13 protein-coding genes are annotated in these 18,511 nt (G+C 67.2%); 3 read left to right on the forward strand and 10 right to left on the reverse strand.

Features of this window, described 5'->3' with window-relative positions; genetic code table 11:
- Window positions 1-162: 162 nt before the first annotated feature.
- From ACSC1R_RS09255 to ACSC1R_RS09275, 5 genes are all read right to left on the reverse strand, one after another.
- Window positions 163-411 (reverse strand): hypothetical protein, encoded by a 249-nt coding sequence (locus ACSC1R_RS09255; protein ID WP_439025459.1) that lies wholly within the window; start codon window positions 409-411, stop codon window positions 163-165.
- Window positions 412-548: 137 nt separating this feature from the next.
- Window positions 549-1,301, reverse strand: a complete 753-nt coding sequence (locus ACSC1R_RS09260; RefSeq protein WP_439025460.1) for a 4-phosphopantoate--beta-alanine ligase — start codon at window positions 1,299-1,301, stop codon at window positions 549-551.
- Between the two features lie 60 nt (window positions 1,302-1,361).
- On the reverse strand, window positions 1,362-4,166 hold the full coding sequence (locus ACSC1R_RS09265; RefSeq protein WP_439025461.1) for a DUF1508 domain-containing protein: 2,805 nt from the start codon (window positions 4,164-4,166) through the stop codon (window positions 1,362-1,364).
- 288 nt (window positions 4,167-4,454) lie between these two features.
- A complete protein-coding gene (locus ACSC1R_RS09270; protein ID WP_439025462.1) occupies window positions 4,455-5,837 on the reverse strand; it encodes an outer membrane protein assembly factor BamB family protein in 1,383 nt (460 codons plus the stop codon).
- 50 nt (window positions 5,838-5,887) lie between these two features.
- On the reverse strand, window positions 5,888-6,718 hold the full coding sequence (locus ACSC1R_RS09275) for a pantoate kinase (protein WP_439025463.1): 831 nt from the start codon (window positions 6,716-6,718) through the stop codon (window positions 5,888-5,890).
- 100 nt (window positions 6,719-6,818) lie between these two features.
- Between ACSC1R_RS09275 and ACSC1R_RS09280 the strand changes: the two genes are divergently transcribed.
- Window positions 6,819-7,205 (forward strand): hypothetical protein, encoded by a 387-nt coding sequence (locus ACSC1R_RS09280; RefSeq protein WP_439025464.1) that lies wholly within the window; start codon window positions 6,819-6,821, stop codon window positions 7,203-7,205.
- 129 nt (window positions 7,206-7,334) lie between these two features.
- On the opposite strand, the gene aspS is transcribed toward ACSC1R_RS09280, so the two are convergent.
- The 3 genes from aspS to ACSC1R_RS09295 all read right to left on the reverse strand — a co-directional run bounded on the left by aspS (window position 7,335) and on the right by ACSC1R_RS09295 (window position 10,245).
- Complete coding sequence (gene aspS / locus ACSC1R_RS09285; protein ID WP_439025465.1) at window positions 7,335-8,639, reverse strand: aspartate--tRNA(Asn) ligase; 1,305 nt, start codon at window positions 8,637-8,639, stop codon at window positions 7,335-7,337.
- Window positions 8,640-8,723: 84 nt separating this feature from the next.
- Window positions 8,724-9,371: a helix-turn-helix domain-containing protein gene (locus ACSC1R_RS09290; RefSeq protein ID WP_439025466.1), complete on the reverse strand. Its 648-nt coding sequence runs from the start codon at window positions 9,369-9,371 to the stop codon at window positions 8,724-8,726.
- Window positions 9,372-9,546: 175 nt separating this feature from the next.
- Window positions 9,547-10,245 carry a phosphoglycerol geranylgeranyltransferase gene (locus tag ACSC1R_RS09295; protein ID WP_439025467.1) on the reverse strand — a complete coding sequence of 233 codons (699 nt, stop codon included), beginning with the start codon at window positions 10,243-10,245 and terminating at the stop codon, window positions 9,547-9,549.
- Between the two features lie 90 nt (window positions 10,246-10,335).
- Here ACSC1R_RS09295 and ACSC1R_RS09300 point away from each other — a divergent pair, with 90 nt between their 5' ends.
- Both ACSC1R_RS09300 and ACSC1R_RS09305 read left to right on the forward strand, forming a co-directional pair.
- Window positions 10,336-12,855, forward strand: a complete 2,520-nt coding sequence (locus tag ACSC1R_RS09300) for an Eco57I restriction-modification methylase domain-containing protein (RefSeq protein WP_439025468.1) — start codon at window positions 10,336-10,338, stop codon at window positions 12,853-12,855.
- A gap of 48 nt (window positions 12,856-12,903) precedes the next feature.
- Complete coding sequence (locus ACSC1R_RS09305) at window positions 12,904-14,145, forward strand: hypothetical protein (RefSeq protein WP_439025469.1); 1,242 nt, start codon at window positions 12,904-12,906, stop codon at window positions 14,143-14,145.
- Between the two features lie 6 nt (window positions 14,146-14,151).
- Here ACSC1R_RS09305 and ACSC1R_RS09310 read toward each other — a convergent pair whose 3' ends face one another.
- Window positions 14,152-16,647, reverse strand: coding sequence for a DNA topoisomerase I (locus ACSC1R_RS09310; RefSeq protein ID WP_439025470.1), 2,496 nt, complete (start codon window positions 16,645-16,647; stop codon window positions 14,152-14,154).
- A gap of 173 nt (window positions 16,648-16,820) precedes the next feature.
- On the reverse strand, window positions 16,821-18,275 hold the full coding sequence (locus ACSC1R_RS09315; protein WP_439025471.1) for an ATP-binding protein: 1,455 nt from the start codon (window positions 18,273-18,275) through the stop codon (window positions 16,821-16,823).
- Between the last annotated feature and the right edge of the window lie 236 nt (window positions 18,276-18,511).

The raw sequence follows: 18,511 nt of genomic DNA on the forward strand, positions 1-18,511 counted from the left end.
CTCGGAGGACAAGAACGTTCGCCGAAACTGGGCGGGTGTTGGTATCAATGCCTCTTTTGGGGGTAGATATCCTGGGTTGAGAGTGTGTGCTGTCAACAGTCTCTGTCTGGGTCGACATCCTCCCCAGCCAGCGATAGAAGAGAACGGAAGATTGACCGGAACTCAATCGAGTCGGCGCTGGCGCTCTGCCCAGAACATTAGTTCGTCCCGCATTTCGTCCGGCACGTCACCGAACAAACAGCCGAGACGGTTGCCAAGGTTTTGCCAGCTTAGCGACTCGAACGTTCCCTCGCCGTATGGTCCATCTTCCAGAGCGTCCTCCCAGCCACGGTGGAATGTGCGTTCGCGACTGCTGTCAAGCGGCTTTCTTTTGTCCTCTTCGTACATCAAAATCGCTTCGACGGAGTCCATGGAGGAAAATTATAGTTAACAACTGATAAAACCCGCCGCTGAGTGCGATACAGCAGTAATACAATTTCCACAACAACGATGGGGAATGTGTCACTCGGCTATCGGTCGGTTCGGGCTCCCCCACCCTATGGGAAACGTCAGTCGAAACGCCCGTTCCGAATCGCCTTCTCTGCTTCGTCCAGCGCCGCCTCGCGGTCGAAGGATTCGACGATGTCTCGCAGTTCATCCTCGCTCGCATCCGCGAGGTCGCGAGCGTGTGCGGTGATGTTCGGAATCGCCCGCATGATGTTGTCGACGACCGGGACGGCAGCCATCCGGGGCGAACGCGACCCGGGGTTGAGGTCGATGACGATCTCGGTCTTGCCCATCTCGGCCAGCGCCTCGGCGCGGTCGCCGTCTTCGAGCGGGACCAGCACCACGTCGGCGTCGTAGATGCCATCGGCATCCACCTTGCCGCGCTCGTGTTCGAGGCCGGGGATGCTGGCGTCCGCCGTCAGGCCCTTTACGTCCTCGGCACCGTGCTCGCGCAGGTGGTCGGCGATAGCCTGCATCCGTTCCGGGGTGCGGTTGAACAGGTTCACCTCGATGTCTGCACCCGTCACTTCGGCCAGTTCGACTATCTCTTCGGGACAGAGCGCGGCGACGTTCCCGTTCACCGAGAGCACCGGGTGCTCGGCGAGCAGGAGGTGGGCGGCGGCGGCGCGCTCGGCGGCGTCGGCGCTCTCGATGGTCTCCTCGCCCAGCAGGTAGTCGAACGCCTCGCCGCGCCCCTCGGCGATGAGTCCCTGCTTGCTCGTGATGCCCTTGTCGACGCCCGCCTCGATGCGGTGTCGCGTCAGCAACGAGAGGTACCGCGGATGGCTCTCCGGTACCTCGACGTGGTCGCTCATGCTGCGCGATACGTGACGGACGAAAAAATAGTTCCTGAACCTGCGGCGTGCCGTGCCGACTTACTCCGTAAAGGAGACCCAGCCCTCGGGGGCGTGCTCCTTCACGAGGTTCATCTGCTCGCGGGCCTCGCTGCGGGTCTCGTGCGGTTCGATGCTCTCGGCGAGGGACTCGCCGCCCTCGTCGACGAGCCGCCAGATCCAGCCGCCGTCCTGCATGTGCAGTTCGAAAGCGGCGTCGTCGATTTCGATGACGCTCGCCGCGCTGACGAGGTCGCGCACGCTCTCGACTGTCTCCCGTGCTTCGTCGCGGCTTTCGAACGCGCCAGCGCCGGTCGAGACGACCTGCTGGGACGAGTCGAGCAGCTGCCAGTACCAGCTGTCGCCCTCACGGAACAACTCGTAGGAGGCGTCCCCGAAGTCGACGCGACCAGCCTGCGGAGCGAGCCGACGGAGGTCCTCGACGTGGTCTTCCAGGTCGCTCTTGCGCCCGAAGAAGTTCGTCCCCTGTGCGAGCACCTCGCGGTCCTCGTCGCTGAGGGTCCAGCGCCAGCCAGAGTCCTCCCGGGTGAGCCAGATGACCGCCGACTCGATGGAGAAGACGGGCGCATCGGCCGCGTGGTTCTGGATGGTCATGACCACGTCTTTGACGGCCTGTTCGGTCTCGTAGGCACGGGCGCCCTCGGCGACGGTGTCGCGGTCGCGGTCGAGCAGCCGCCAGCGCCAGTCGTCGTCCTCGCCGACGAGCTGGACGACGAACTGCCCGATTGCGTAGGAGTCTGCCTCCGAAGCGACAGTGCGGATGCGTTCGACCGTCTGTTTCAGGTCGTCGCGCGTGGCGTGTTCCGACTCGCCGTCGGCGACGACTCTGCCGTCCGTGAGGACGAACCGCCAGCGCCAGTCACCGTCTGCCGTGTACGCCTGGAAGATGGCATCCGACATCGTCCGCACGTCGGCGTCGAGGTTGTCCTTCAGCTGTGAGAGGTAGGTGCGCGCGCCGCCACGGGTGTCGTGGAGCTTCGGCCCCTCGGCGACCATGTGGCCGGCTTCGTCGATGAGCCGCCAGCCCCACATGTCGTCGTCGTTGCGGAACAGTTCGAACGCGGCGGTGTCGATCTCCAGCATCTCGGCGTCGGGTGCCTTCTGCTTCAGCGTCATCATGGCCTCCGTCGCCTCCGAACGGGAGTCGTGTTCCGCGCCGGAGTCGGCCATCACGCCGCCGTCCTCGTCGATGAGCCGCCAGCGCCACTCACCGTCGTCCGCCTCGTACACCTGGAAGGCGGCGTTCTCGAACTCGATGAGGTCTGCCTCTGCGGCCTGCTCACGAACCCGATGGATGGCCTCGGTGGCGGCGTTCTCGGACATGTGGTCGAACGTCGAGTCCGCGAGGACGGTCCGGTCCTCGGTGACGAGCCGCCAGTGCCAGGCCTCCTCGGTCGAATCGCCGGGGTACACCTCGTACTCGGCCCCGTCGATGTCGACGAGGTCGGCCGTGGAGACGTTCCGGGCGACGTCGCCGGTCGAGCGCTCGGTCGCGCCGCGGTCGTCGTACGCGTCGTGACTCCGGGCGACGACGCTCTCGGTCGCGTCGACCAGCCGCCAGCGCCAGCCCTCGTCGGTCTCGTGGAGTTCGTAGGTCGGCGTTCCGGCGACGGTCACGGAAGAGTCACCGACCGCCGGGAGCACGTCCTCGACGGCGGACTCGGCCTGCCGCCGCGTGTCGAAGTCGGCCGTACTGGTCGCCAGCAGGTCGTCGTCGCCGTCGACGAACCGCCAGTCCCACAGGCCGTCCTCGTTGGCGAGTTCGACACCGATGGACTCGACGGCGAGCGCGCGGGCGTCGCCGAACTCCTCGGCCATACGCATCGCGGCGCTCTCTGCGCCGTCGTGGTCCGGGAAGTCGCCGACCCCGTTCGCGAGGGCGTTCCGGTCCGCGTCGAGCAACTGCCACGTCCAGCGGTTGTCGCGCTCGGTGTAGTTGAACGCGGCCCCGTCGATGTCGAGGATGTCGGCACCGGCACCGGCCTCCTTGACGAAACTGACCGACTCCTCGGTCGTGTCGCGATTCGGGTAGAGGTCCGTGCCCTCGGCGACGACGCTCCCGTCGTCACGCATGAGTACCCAGCGCCACTCGCCATCGTCGTTCTCGTACAGTCGGAACGCAGCCGTCGTAATCTCCAGCAGACCGGCCTCGTCTATCTGTGTCTTCACGCCGTCGATGGCCGCCTCGGCGTCGGGCCGGGTCGCGGCCGTCGCCTCACTGCTGGCCAGTGCGTCCTGCTGGATGATACGCCAGGTCCAGTCGTCGGTCGCGTTGCGGAACACTGCAAAGAGCGCGCCCCGCATCGCCTCCCCGACCATCACGGGGGGCTGGTCGCCGTAGCCCTCCTCTTCGACGAGGAAGCCCTTGCGGCCCGTCAACACCGGAACCAGCGCGGTCACGCCCGCCAGTATCGCGTTGCCCGTCAGGTACGTCACGATGACCATCGGACTGCGGTCGCTGATGCCGTCCGGCCCCCAGTACTCGGGGTAGACGGTGGTGAACAGTATCACGCCCACGAACGCGATGGCGAGTCCCACCACCGAGGCCTGTATCGCCCGCCTGCGTACCGGTAGCAGCAACACGATACCGAACAGCCCGAGTGAGAGCCCGACGGCCGCGATAGACCAGGCGATCTCTTGCAGGCCGAACTGCTCACCGGCCATCAATCCTGGCCCGAGCAGGTAGAAGAGGATACCACCGAACCCGATGAGATAGCCTGCGATGAACAGCCAGTAGCCGTAGACCTCGCGAGCAGACTCTGGCTCACCCACGTATTGTTCGTACAACCCGAACAGCTTGTTCCGCACTTCGATATGAGTCGACATGCCCACACGCGAATCTATCCCCCATTTATAATAAATCCTTCAACGACACCCACGGCTAATTTTAGGAAAATAAAACGTACAACCCAGTCTATGTATTAACCGTTGTGGCCGACCCGTCGGCCGATTATGTATAATCAACCAAATTATGAAAATAAAAAGCCAATTTTTCTTCGGCGGTCCTGACGGCAGAGAAACACGTCTGTCGACTCGTCCGGGGCGATGTCGGCCGACCCGTACGGAGGTCGTCGAGACGGGCTGTGTCGGTCGAAACGAGGACGCCAGTGAAACTCAGGGACGGGCGGGCAGGGCCCTGAGGCCGCCGGACCCGTCGGCGACGAGCACCCGGTCACCCACGCCCTCGATGGCGAACGACTGGACGCCCTCGAGCCGTGCCAGCAGGTCGCCAGTGCCGGCGTCGACGGCGTACAGCGAGTAGCCGTGTCCGGCCAGGGCCTCGACGACGGCGGTCCCGGCCGTGGCGGCCGCCGGCCAGGCGTTGTCGTACGGCGGGTCGAACGTCCACTGTGGCGTGCCGTCGGCGGCCGCGAAGGCCGTGACGGCGTCCGCGTGCCGACCCGCCCGGGCGTACAGCCGGTCCCCGTCGGGACCCGCCAGGAAGTCACCGCCGCGGAACTCGGCCTGCCAGTGGATGGACCCGTCGGCACCGACCGCGCTCACCGTCGGCCGGTCGAGGTAGAGCACGTCGCCCACGGCGAGATGGTGGTGCGAGTCTGCCTCGCGCGCCCAGCGTTCGCTCCCGTCCGGTGCGACCCCGGACACGCGAGCCACGGTCTCGCCACGTTCGAACAGGTACCGGCCGCCGTCGGCGACGGCGAGTTCGCCGCCGGTCGTCGCGAGCGCCCGCTCGGCGCGTTTCGTCCCGTCGTGGCCGAACACCAGCAGTCGGTCGTCCGCGACGAAGTAGACGCCCTCGGCGTCGGCCGCGGCGTCCGCTTCGGCCGCCGTGACGGTCTGCTCCCACCGCACGTCGCCGGTGGTGGCGTCCACGGCGAGCACGCTCGTCGGACGCGGGTCCGGTTCGTCGTGGGAGTGTTCCGGCTCGAAGAAGTCGGTCGCGAGCACGAACACCGTCCCGTCGGTCACGCCGACCACGCCCAGCAGTCGCTCGCGCCGGAGCGTCCACCGGCGTTCACCCGTCTCGCGGTTCATCGCGTGCAGCGTCGTCCACTCGAACTGGTCGGACAGCCCGTTCACGCTGAACACCGTGTCCCCGGTGACGGTGACGCCCCACTGGTCGTCGCCCTCGTTGTGCATCACGTAGGACCGGCCGACGGCCTCGCCCTCGTGTTCGGTCTGCCACAGCGTCGTTCCGTCGGCCGGGTCGACAGCGACAGTCGCGGAGTACCCGTCGCCCTCGTCGCTCAGGGTGACGTACGCCGTCCCCTCGTACGGGTCGACGCCGAGCGCGTTGTCGTAGTCCCAGCCCTCGTACCACTGGTGCTCCCACGTGGGCGGTTCCCTCGCGTCTTCCTCGGTCGTCGATTCACCGGTGGTCTGGTCGTCGGTCGCCGTCTCGCTCTCGGGTCGTTCGGTCGGCGCATCCGTCGGCGTTCCGGACCCGGTCCCCGGGTCGTCGTCCGTGGAGAGGCAACCCGCGATACCGGTGAGGAGGGCACCGCTGGTCGCGAGAACCGTCCGTCGGTCGTACATGACAGGAGAACGGCGGTGAACCGGAATAAGCTTTCAGCAGGCTGAAAATCTCACTTCAGCATCGCACCGGCCGGATGGGTCGCACACACCGACGCGTCGTAGCCCGCATCTGTCAGACCAGTCCCGAGTGCGAACACCGTCTCGCCGAGCATCGCCATCGACGCCTGTCCACCCGCGTCGATGACGTCCTGGATGACCGCCGTCACTTCGGGCGTCAGTAACTCGGCCTCGCGTGCGAACCGGCGCGACGCGAAGATGAAGCTCGCCAGCGTCGGCTCCTTTACGACCCGCGAGAGGGCACGCTTGCCCGCCTCGGAGAGCTGGTCGGTGTCGCCCGAGAGCACCTCGGCCGTCGAGAGCTGGCCGATGTTGCAGTACTCCACCCGTGCCCGCGCCGGGATGGCGTCGAGCAGGTTGTGCTGTGGCCCGCCCGGTTCCAGTCGGATGGGGATGCCGCCGCGGGCCTGTGCGACCACGTCGCCGAGGCCGGTCCCGGCCTGTACCTCCGCGCCGTGGGCGATGGTCACCAGCTCGTTCTCGGAGAGCTTCCGGTCGAACACCTTGTTCGTGGCCAGCGCAGTCCCGAGTGCCATCGCGCCGGAGACGCCGAAGCCCGCGCCCAGGGGCAGGGGCGTCTCGGCTTCGACGGTGGCTCCGGCGTCGAGCGTCCGGAGGACCGTCTCGACGGACTCCACCTCGATGGGGTCGCCGTTCAACGTCACCACCTGCTCTGTGCTCGGCCGTACCGTCACCTCGACGCCGTCCGTGAGGGTGAGGCCGGCCCCGCGTGACCCGGCCTTCGTCGGGTCGTCCGCGTTCGGATGCGCGCTGAAGAACCCGGTGATGTGCCCCGGGACGAACGCACGCGCCTCGTCGGTCATACCCCGAGAGTGGGCGACGCGGCCGTTAAATCGTTATCATCTCGTGTTCGCCGTGGTCGGGGACCGCACGATTGAAATCGGCCGACCGAGAGGGGTGGGTATGGCACTCTCACAGGTGACGGGCATCGCGGTCGCCGCCCTGCTGGCTGGCGTGCTCGCCGGTGGCTCCCGGCTGGTCGTCGGGACCGAGGGTGGTCCCGGTGGGACGCTGACGACGGTCACCGTCACCGGCGCGGCGACCGCCGCGCTGGTCGCCGTCCTGGGCGGCGTGCTGGTCGGCGTCGAAGCACTCGTCGGCAGCCTCCTCGCCCTGGTCGTCGGCGGCATCGTCACGGTCGCACTCGCCCTCATGGCGTACAACAGCGCCAACTGGGTCGCCGCAGACGAGGGTTCGGACCAGGCGACCGTCGTCAGGCAGGTGAAGACGCTGGTCGGGTCGAGCGCCGTCGGTGTGGGCGCGGTGACGGCGGCTGTCTATCTGCTGTAGCGACGGCGAAGAAAGGAATCGACGGTTCTGCTGAGCGCTTACGGGCTCAGACGTTGGCGATCCCGCGGGAATTCACTCGCAAATCGAAGATTTGCTCGTTATTCCCTCTCGACAGGGTTGCGACTCAGCCTACGGGCTGAGGCGCTGCCTGTCTCGCGGGAACAGCACAGCCTCCCGAATGTTGTCGAGCCCGAGCATCGTCATGACGAGACGCTCGCCACCCAGGCCCCACCCGGCGTGCGGCGGCATGCCGTACTTGAACATCTTCGTGTAGTACTCGAACTCGTCGGGGTTCAGACCCTGCTGTTCGAAGCCGGCGACGAGTTGCTCGTAGCGGTGTTCGCGCTGGCCACCGGAGACGAGTTCCATGCGCGGGTGCATGAGGTCGAAGCCGGTCGAGGTCTCGGGGTCGTCGTCGAGGTCCTTGATGTAGAACGGCTTGATTTCGCTGGGCCAGTTCGTGATGAAGTAGTGCTCGCCGACGTCCTCGCCGAGCGCACGCTCGGCTTCCGTCGAGAGGTCGTCACCGTAGACGAGCATCTCGTCGAGTTCGCCGGTCGCGTTGACGCGCTCGATGGCCTCCTCGTAGGTGAGCCGCGGGAAGTCGCCCTCGGGCAGGTCGAACTCGTCCTCGAGGTCGAGCAGTTCGAGCTGCTCCTGGCAGTTCTCGGAGACGGCCTCGTAGGCGGCCTTGACGACGCCCTCGACCACGTCCATCGCGTCGTGGTGGTCGTGGAACGCGCCCTCGAAGTCGATGGAGGTCGCCTCGTTCAGGTGACGGGGCGTGTTGTGTTCCTCGGCGCGGAAGATGGGGCCGATTTCGAACACCTTCTCCAGCCCGGAGCCGGCCATGAGCTGCTTGAACAGCTGCGGCGACTGGTTCATGAAGGCCTCCTCACCGAAGTACGAGATGGGGAAGAGTTCGGTGCCGCCCTCGGTCCCGGTGGCGACGATCTTCGGCGTGTTGATCTCGGTGCAGCCGACGTCGCGGAAGTGCTCACGGACCGCGCGCAGGACCTCCGAGCGAATCTCGAAGATGGCCTTCACGTCGGGCTTGCGGAGGTCGAGGGTACGGTTGTCGAGGCGGGTCGGGAGCTCGGCGTCGACCTTGCCGGAGGGGTCGAGTGGAAGCTGCGGGTCGGCCGGGGCGACGACCTCGAACGACTCGGGGACCAGTTCGAAGCCGGTCGGCGCGCGCGGTTCCTCCTTGACGGAGCCGGTGACCTGCACGACGGACTCGCGGGAGGCGTCGAGGCCGGTCTCCACCAGTTCCTCGTCCATCTCGTCTTTCTCCAGTTTGACCTGGAGCTTGCCTGTCTTGTCTCGGACGATGACGAAGGCGATACCACCGAGGTCGCGGGTTTCGTGGACCCAGCCGGCGACCGTCGCCGTCGTTCCGGGTTCCACGTCCGCAGTGTACGTTCTGTTCTCCATACCGCCTGATTCCGGAGGCTGTATCTTAAAGGACTTCGTTTCGTGCGAGCACGCCTCCGAAAGCGTTTTCAGTGGCTGCCGAGGTCACTCGACCTGACTCTCGACGAGCTGGACCAGTCCGCGGCGCAGTCGCTCCGAGGCGGCCTGCGACGAGATCTCGAGTTCCGTTGCGACGTCGCCGAGGTTCGCCTGCCGCGGGACGGCGAAGTATCCCGCATCGAGTGCGACCCGGAGCGCCTCCTGTTGTTCGTCTGTGAGCGGTTCGTCGCGTTCTGGGCCGCAGGTCCCGTTCTCGCTCTCGATGGCTGTGACGGTCACCGAGAGTCCCGCGTCGGACAGTTCCGACTCGAACGTCGTGAGACTGCCCCGGTCGGGGAACCTGAAGCTCGCGTTCCACTGGCCGTTCCTGCAGTGGGCCGTGAGTAACTGGCCGTCGAACAGGACCAGCGCGTCGTACAGCGCTCGCAACCGCTCCTCGGTGAGGACGGTCGTAAAGAGGGTCCGCGCACCGTCTCCACAGACGACCCGCGTCGATTCGACGCTCGTATCCTCGTCGAGTGTCGTCTGGAACACGTCGGCTTCGACGCCCGTGAGCCAGAAGTCGAGTTTGAGCGTCCCCTGTGGCGTCCGTGCGACCTGTGCCACGTCGAGGGCCGCGTCCGGGAACGCCGCGAGTGTCTCGCCCATGCCCAGTTCTGTCGTTTCGATAGCAAACTCGGCATGGACGGTCATACGTGTCACAGAGAGCGATACTGATAGATAAGTTGCACGGCCAGAACCAGTCGTTACCGTCGTATAACAGGGGCCTCGTCGGCGAATATCGTCGATCGTGTCATTACTGAGTGGTATTTTTGGGCGAACGGTCTAGATTCCGTCGTGTCGCACGGGGGTCGTATACGGAGTCGCGTTACGCGTCGTTCGCGCCTTCGACCGTCTCGATGACGGCGTCGACGCCGTCGTCGTGGACGAGGTCGCCGACGACCACCACGTCTGCGTGTTCGGCCATCGTGTTGGCCGACTCGTAGTCGTGGATGCCGCCGCCGTAGAACAGGGTCGCGTCGTCGAGCGCGTCGGCCGCCGCGGCGACCTTCTCGGTGTCACCGAACGTGCCCGAGTACTCGATGTAGACGATCTCCTGGCCGAACATGCGCTCTGCGATTTCGGCGTAGGCGGCCACGTCGTCGGCGCGCAGGTCACATTCTGCCTCGGTGTACTCCGCGACGCTGGCCTCGTCGTTGAGGACGATGTAGGCCTCGGTCGTGGTCTTGTCCCAGTCGAAGTCGTCGATGCGGAGCCACTCCTTGTGTGCGCCAGTCACCCAGAACACGTCGCCGGCGTTGAACACGGTCGGGACGAGGTAGCCCTCGAGGTCGTCGGAGTCGACGACGACGTTCGGCATGCTCGGTTCCTGGTACAGCGGGACGTCGTACTCGGCGCAGGCGTCGATGACTGCTGCGACCTTCTCTTCGGTCATTCCGAGTGTTCCACCGATTTCGATGGCGTCGGTGCCTGTCGCACACACGTCCTCGTAGGTGACCCCGTCGGGCAGCTCCTTGTCGGGGTCGAGTTTGAGGATGTGATTCCAGTCCTCCCACGGTCGGCTCATACCGGGAGGAACCTCGTGGCCGGCTAAAATCCCTTCGAAAAGTGCGACCCCGAGTTTAACGTCGCCAGCGACCGTCTGTGTACCCGAGACATGGTCCCCGCGCCCGGTCCCGTCGCGCGATTGCGCACGGATGCCCTCGCGGCACGGGCACGACTCCCGGCAGGAACCGTCGGCGACGTGACCCTCTCGCGGGTTCTCGTCTGCTGTTTCGCCGAGTCGCGGGACCGACTACCGGTCGAGGTCGGCTGGGACCGCCCAGCCGGACTGGGTCACCGACTCGCGGTGGCGTGGGAGGCGGTCGAGTCCCGGGTTCCGACCGACCCGCTCCCGCTGGACGGCTGGCCGCCGGACGCGGTGCTTGCGAGAGCGGCGCGGGCGCTCCGGACCGTCGGGGACACCGACGAACCCAGGGACTTCACGGCCATCGACCCGCGACACGTCGGGACGGTCCACGAGGCGGTCCTCGCCGAGCGCCGCAAGGCCGCCGGAGCGTACTACACGCCGCTGCCGGTGGTCGAGTACGTGGTCGACGAGACGGTCGCGCCACTCGTGGACGCGGTCGCGGCTGGCGAGTGCGACCCGACCGACCTCGCGATACTCGACCCCGCGATGGGCTGTGGCCGGTTCCTCGTCGGTGCGGTGTGTGCGCTCCGGGACCGACTCGCCCCGGAGCACGACGACCCCCCAGACCTCGTGGACTCGCTGGTCGCGAATACGGTCTACGGCGTCGACCTCGACGCCCGCGCGGTGGACCTGGCGGTCCTCGTCTGCTGGCTCGCAATCGACCCGGCGCCGGCCGCCCTCGCCGGGCTTCGAGACAACCTCGCCGTCGGGGACTCGCTCGTCGGTGTGGGCCCGGCGGGCGACCGGGTCGAACCGCTCCCCGACCGGCCCGCTCTCGACTGGCCCGACGCCTTCCCGGGCGTCCTGGGGACCGACTCGCGTGGTGGCGGTGGTGAAGGCGGGCGGTTCGACGCGGCAATCGGCAACCCGCCGTACGTCCGAAGTCGACACCTCGACGACGACCTGAAGGCGTACCTCCGCAAGCAGTACGACACCGTGACGGGCGCGTTCGACCTCTACATCCCGTTCGTCGAACGAGCCGGGGCCCTCGCCCGCCACGTCGCGCTGGTCGTCCCGAACAAGTGGACGACCACCCGGTACGGCCGGCCCATGCGCGACCAGTTGCTCGACCGTCACCGCCTCACCGAACTCGTCGACCTCTCCTCGCTCGACGTGTTCCCCGACGCGAACGTCTATCCACTCGTCCTGCGGTTCGCGGCCGACGCCGGGCCGACGGACGCTGTCACCGTCGCGCACCCGACCGACCCGTCCGACCCGGCCGCCATCGCCGCCGCCGAGCGCGTCTCGGTCCCGCGGGCCGTCGTGGACCGACTGGGCGACCGGGTCGTCCCGATGGACCTCTCGGGGGACGCCGCCGGGCTGGTCGGGCGACTCTCCGCGGCTGGGGAACGCGTCGGCGACCACGCGACCATCACCGAGGGAATCCACACCGGGAACGTCCGCGAGAAACTGCTCGTCGACGACCCGGGGCCGGACACCCGACCTGTCGTCGGTGGCGACGCCGTCTCGCCGTACCTCGTCGACTGGGGTGGCCGATTCGTCCGGTACGACCACGGCCTCGTCGACCGCGATGCCGGGGAGTACGCGGACTTGCGCGAACCGGCCCTCTTCGAGGACGAAAAACTGCTCGTGCCGGACGTGAGCGAAGGGCCCGAGGCGGGCTACGACGACCACGGACTCTACGTCCTGAACTCGTGTTACGTCGTCCGACCTCGCGCCGAGTCGCCGTACTCGACGTGGGCGCTGCTCGCGCTCCTGAACGCGACCCCCGTCGACTGGTACTTCCGGCAGGTGTACGGCGGCAGCCACGTCAGCGGCGGCTACCTCCGCTGTAAGCCGATGTTCCTCGGCGAGGTTCCGCTCCCGGCCGACCCCGCCCCGGCCGCCGTCGACCGTCTCGAATCGCTGGCCCGGGAGGCCCGCGCTGCCCGCCGGGCACACCGGGACGTAGACCTCGACCTGTCGGTCGACGTGGCCGGAACCACCGGCCGGTCGCTCCGCGAGCGCGGCGCGGTCGCCATCGCCACGGGGCCGCTGGGCGCGACCACGAAGAGGTACGACGGCCTTCGCATCGGTCGCGTCGCCGTCGAGCGGACGGCCGACGGCGTGGAACTCCACGCGACGGCCCGGTTTCGACCCGCAGATTCCAGCACCGACACCGACCGCTGGGGATTCACCGAGACGGACCCGCGCCCGGCCGTCCGCTTCGCCTGTGACGACCGCCTCGCGGAACTCGTCACCGCGGCCGTCAGGGAGGCAGTCGACACTCGCGAATCAGTGAGCGGGTTCCGACGAGAGGCCGGCAAGACCATCTCGCCGACCGACCGGTTGCTGGACATCCGGGTTCCGGCTCTCGACGACGTCGGCGACGAGTTCGAGGCGTACCTGGAAGCCAAAGAACGCGCCGACGAACTGGACGAGAAGATCGAGCAGACGGACGACCTGCTAGACCAGATAGTCTACGACCTGTACGGGCTGACCGACGAGGAGATTGGAATCGTGGAAGCCGCAGTCGCAGACGCCTGACTGGTCGCCACAGGAACATTTTTGTCCACCTGCCCTGAGGTTCGGGCCATGCGACAGACGACGACGGCCATCCTGCTCGCCGCTCTCCTCGTGCTCGCGGGCTGTAACACCACGACCTCCGCACCGGGGTCGACCCAGGCCGACGCGACGACGGGGACCACCGTCGAGACGGCGACCACGCCGGACACCGCGACGGCTCCCTCGACGGGCACGGCCACGCAGACCGAGACCACGACGACCGACCAGACCCGGACCACGACGGCACCTGCCGTCTCGGCCGACCTGCTTCCGCCGGGCGTGAACGCTTCCGGCCTCGCCGACGTGCCGGCGCTCTGGCGGGCCCACATCGAGAACGTGAACGACGAGGACGGCTACCGGCACGTCCTGACGTTCACGAACCGCTCGGGCGGCGAGCGTGTGATTCGCCTCCACAGCGACGGCCCGCGCGCCCGGGCCGCCTTCGACAGCGAGGAGACCGTCAGTCACGCCTGGATGGCCGACGACGGGAACGTGAGTGCGGTCTGGAACACGTCGGCACCGCGTCGGGAGTACTACTCTCACGCCGGCATCGCGGGGGTCGGGCCGCTCTACCTGCTCGGGTTCGCCGAAGGCTACCCGAACGTTTTGCTGGAGTACGGCGAGTTCGCCGTCGACGGGACGGTCGAGCGCGACGGGCAGACCCACGTCCGGTTGCGCGCGACCGGCGTGAGCGACGAGGACGTGTCCGGGTTCCAGCTGTGGCAGTTCTTCGGCGGCTCCGAGTTCGCCGGCATGGACGGGACGGTGCTGGTCACGCCCGAGGGGACGGTCACGTCGATGGACCTCGCGCTGCACGGGGACGACGAGGACGTCCCGACACTGGAAGCCGACTTCGCCCTCGACCAGGACGTGGGGCCGGTCGAGCGCCCCGCGTGGCTCGGCGAAGTCCCCCAACTCTCGCTGTCATTGGCAGAACCGGCCGACCAGACCGGGACCGAGCGCCTGCTGGTCGCGGAGAACACCGGCGACGTGGCGCTCGAAGCCGGCACGAACGTCACCCTCTCGCTGTACTCGCAGGAACTCGGGAACGTGACGCTGTCGGAGCCGGTCGAACCGGGGCAGACGATGTACTGCTACGTGGTCGGTGACACCTACGACGGCGACCTCCGGGTGGCGGTGGGCGACCGGCCGACGGTCCCAGACGACGCCGCCGGCTTCGCGGTCGTCGACCCGTTCGTCCGAATCGAACAGGGTCCACTCACGGCCTCGTTCGGCATTCCGGACAACGAATCAGCAGAAACGAGTTTCTGAGCTGGTTCAGGCCTTCGCCTGCCAGCTCCGCACGCGGTCCGCACTGACGCCCTGGACCGACCCGGCGACCTCGTCCGGGTCGGCCTCCTTCAGGTCGTCGACGCTCTCGATGCCGGCCTCTTTGAGTTTCTCGGCGGTCTTGGTGCCGATGCCCTCCAGCGCTTCGAGGTCGGTCCCCGAGTCGCTCTCTCTGGCCTGGTACTCGCGGTAGTTGCAGATGGGACAGCCGAGTTCCCACGGGTCGCGGTCCGAATCCTCGTACTCGACGTGGATGGAGAACGCGTCGTGTTCGTCACACACCTCGTCCTCGATGACCACGATGTTCCCGCGTCGCGGCAGGGGCACCGAGTAGTCGCAGTCGGGGTAGCGCGAGCAGCCGACGAGCCGCGAGCCGTTTCGCAACGTCTTCACCCGCAACTCACCCTCGTGTTCTTCTCCGCAGTCGGGACACGGCCCCACGGCGGGGCCTTCGCCGGCGGCGTCGGCCTTGCACATCGGGCAGCCGTGGACGAACGTCTGGCGACCCGCGAGCATCTTCACCTCGTGCATCTCGTGGTCCTCGCACGTCTCGTCCATGATGAGTGGCTTGCCCGTCGAGGGGAGCGGGAGCGTGAACTCACAGTCCGGGTAGCCGTCACAGCCGACGAAGTACGAGCCGCGCCGCGAGCGCCGGACCAGGAGCTGGTTCCCACACTCGGGGCAGGGACCGAGCTGTTTGTCGGCCTTCAGGCTCTTCTGGAGGTGGTCACCGATCTCCTCGCGAGAGTCCCGGAGTGCCGCGAACACCTGTTCGAGCATCTCGCGGGACTCGCCGGTCACGTCCTCCAGGCTGACCTCTCCGGCCGCGATGCGGTCCATGTCCTTCTCGAGCTGGGCCGTCATCTCCTCGCTGACGATGTGGTCGGCGTAGTTCTCCGCGGCCTCGACCACCGCCTTCGCGAGCTGGGTCGGCCGCGGCGGGTCGCTCTCGACGTAGCCCCGGTCGTACAGCTTCTCTAAGGTCTCGTGGCGGGTCGCCTTCGTCCCGATGCCCATCTTCTCCATCGTCTCGATGAGCCGCGACTGGCCGTAGCGCCGCGGTGGCTGGGTCTGCTTTGCCTCCAGACGGACCTCCTCGACGGCCAGTTCCTCACCCACACTCACGTCCGGCACGTGGTTCTCGGAGGTGTTGTAGTACGGGTAGACGGCGTGGTAGCCGGGGTCGACGAGGCGCTTGCCGTTGGCCTTGAGCAGGTGCTCGCCGATTTCGGCGACGACCTTGAGGTGCTCCCACTTCGCGGGCTCGGCACAGGTCGCATAGAAGCGCCGGACCACGAGTTCGTACACCTCCCACTCGTCGTCGTCCACGTCGCTGCCGCGGACCGGAATCTCGCCGGTCGGATGGATGGGCGGGTGGTCGGTCGTCTCCTTGTCGCCGCGGGTCGGCTCGATATCGTCGAGGTCGAGCAGGTCCTCCGCGGACTCCCCCAGTTCGGAGTGGCCGACGAAGTCGTCGAGCAGTTCCTCGGGGTCGAGGTCGTCCGGGTACACCGTGTTGTCCGTCCGCGGGTACGTGATGAACCCGGCGGTGTAGAGGTCCTCGGCGATGCTCATGGCGCGCTTGGCCGAGTAGCCCAGCGAACTCGCCGCGCGGATGAACTGCGTGGTGTTGAACGGGGCCGGGGGCGTGTCGGTCCGGGTGCGCCGGTCCACGTCGAAGACGGTCGCCGCACTCGCGTCCGAAAGCGCCGCGTACACCGATTCGGCGGTCTCCTCGTCCCAGACGCGCTCGGCCTCGTTGTCGTCCTCGTCGAGGTAGTAGTACTGCGCCTCGAAGGACTCCGAGTCCTTCTGGAGGTCCGCGAACATCTCCCAGTAGTCTTCGGGGTCGAACGCCTCGATTTCGCGCTCGCGGTCGACGATGAGTTTCAGGGTCGGCGACTGCACGCGCCCGACCGAGATGAAGTCGTCACCGAGCTGGCGGGCGGCGAGCGAGAGATAGCGAGTCAGGGCGGCCCCCCACACGAGGTCGATAATCTGGCGGGCCTCGCCCGCCGCCGCGAGGTCGAAGTCGAGGTCGTCCGGGTTGTCGAACGCCTCCGTCACCTCGCGCTGGGTAATCGAGGAGAAGCGCACCCGGTCGATGGGCACGTCGTCGTTCACCTCGCGGACGAGTTCGTACGCCTCCTTCCCGATGAGTTCACCCTCGCGGTCGTAGTCGGTGGCGATGGTGACGCGGTCGGCCTTGCGCGAGAGCAGTCGTAGCGTCGCGACGATGTTCTCCTTCGTCGGCGTCTTCTGGATGCTCGCGTCGATGAGTTCGTGCGGTTCGACGTCGCGCCAGTCGTTGTACTCCGGCGGGAAGTCCACGCCGACGACGTGGCCAGACAGCCCCACGCAGCGCTTGCCACCCCACTTGTACACGTTCACGCCGTTCTCGCGCTCGGCACTGGCGGACTCGCCGCTCAGGATGTCGGCGATGCGTCGTGCCGCGTTGTCCTTCTCTGTGATTATCAGTTCCATGGGTCACCCCCGGCTCTCCGGTCGGTCATTGGCGGTGGATAGGTCGGAGGCCGTTCTAAAGGTTTCGGGGGCGAAAACCGATAGACTGCGCCGGGGCAAGGCGCGGCTGCGCGCGAGGGAGTGCGGGCGCGAGAGGTGGGTGAGCTGTCAGGTCACGGCCGTCGGAGCGACCGTCACCGCTCCCGGACCAGGTCGACGCCACGAATCTCGAAGCGGGCCCCGCCATCCTCCCCCTCGCCGACCTCGACCGTCCAGTCGTGGGCGTCGGCGATGGACTCGACGATGGCGAGGCCGAAGCCGGAGCCGTCCGGGCGGGTCGAGACGCCGTGGTCGAACACCTCGTCGCGGTCCTCGGGGGGGATGCCCCGGCCGTCGTCCGCGACGAAGAAGCAGTCGTCGCCGCAGAAACCGATGCGGACCGTGAGCGGCGAGCCGTCCGTCGACCCGTGCTCGACCGCGTTCCGGAACAGGTTCTCCAGCAACTGCTGTACGCGCCCCTCGTCGGCCCGGATGGCACCGTTCGCTTCGACACTCAGTTCCGCGTTCGGTGTCTCCACGGTACTCCACGCCTGGACCGCCAGCGACCGCACGTCGTGCAGGCCCAGTTGCTGGACCGCGGTCCCGTGCTGGGCCAGCGCGAGGAGGTCCTGGACGAGTTCGTCCATCCGAGCGAGGGCGTCTCGAACGTGTTCGATGCGTTCGACCTCGCCCGTCTCCGCGAGCAGGTCGGCGTGGCTGGTCGCGACCGACAGCGGATTCCGCAGGTCGTGGCTCACGACGCCCGCGAACGCCTCCAGGCGCTCGTTCTGCCGTTCGAGTCGCGCCCGACTCGCTTCGAGTGCCCGTTCCCGTTCGCGCTGTTCCGTGATGTCGGTGTAGATGGCGTAGCCGTACCGTGTGCCGCTCTCGCACTCGTTCGGGACGTCACGCAGGAGGAACTGGCGTTCGCCGTCGGCTGTCAGTCGTGTGACTTCCTCGTCGAGTGGGTCCCCACGAGCGACCTGGTCGTTCAGGCTGGCGGCTTCGTCGGCACGGTCGGGGGGCACGATGAACGAGTCCAGCGCCTCGCCACGAATCTCCGAAGCGGGGTAGCCAAACACCCGCTCGAACGCCGGATTCACGTCGGTCACGTACGGCTCGCCACCGTCTCGCAGTTCGTAGGCGACGGTCGGTTCCGGGATGTTGTCGAACAGCGCAGCGAAGCGTTCTCGTTCTTGCCGGAGTTCGCGTTCCCGCTCGGCGGCCGCCACCGCCTGCTCGACCCGGTTCACGAGGAGTTCGAACTGGTCCACACTGGCGCCCTTTCGGACGTAATCCGTCACGCCAGCGGAGAGTGCCTCGCTGGCGACGTCCTCCGACCCCTGGCCGGTGAAGAGGACGAACGGGAGGCCGGGGTCACGCTCGCGGACCGCCTCGAACAGTTCCAGGCCGTCCATCGCCGGCATGCGGTAGTCGCTGACCACGCAGTCGACGTCGCCGAGTTCGGTCAGTGCCTCGGTCGGGTCGGTCCTCGACTGGACCGTTACGTGGTCGAACTCGCGTGTGAGCGTTCGTCTGGTGAGCGACAGGAACCCCTCGTCGTCGTCGACGTGGAGAACCCTGATGGGGCTCTGCCTGCCGGTCGGCATGACTCTCTGATTGAGGTGTAGTGTGATTAACGTGTCGGCCAACCGAAAGCAGTTGGCGAGGGGGACAGTCAGGGTGGGCTACTGGTCGGGTTGCGAGGAAAACGGGGTCAGCGGCCCACCCACGACGCCATCCTGTCGAGGTACCTGCATCCCGATTCGGAGCAACCAGATCTATCGGTTCCGACGCTACTCCCTGTGAGAACCGACCAGAACCGGTTTACACTCTGAACCGCCAC

It is taken from the genome of Haloarchaeobius ordinarius (assembly GCF_051801355.1).
Classification (GTDB): Archaea; Halobacteriota; Halobacteria; order Halobacteriales; family Natrialbaceae; genus Haloarchaeobius.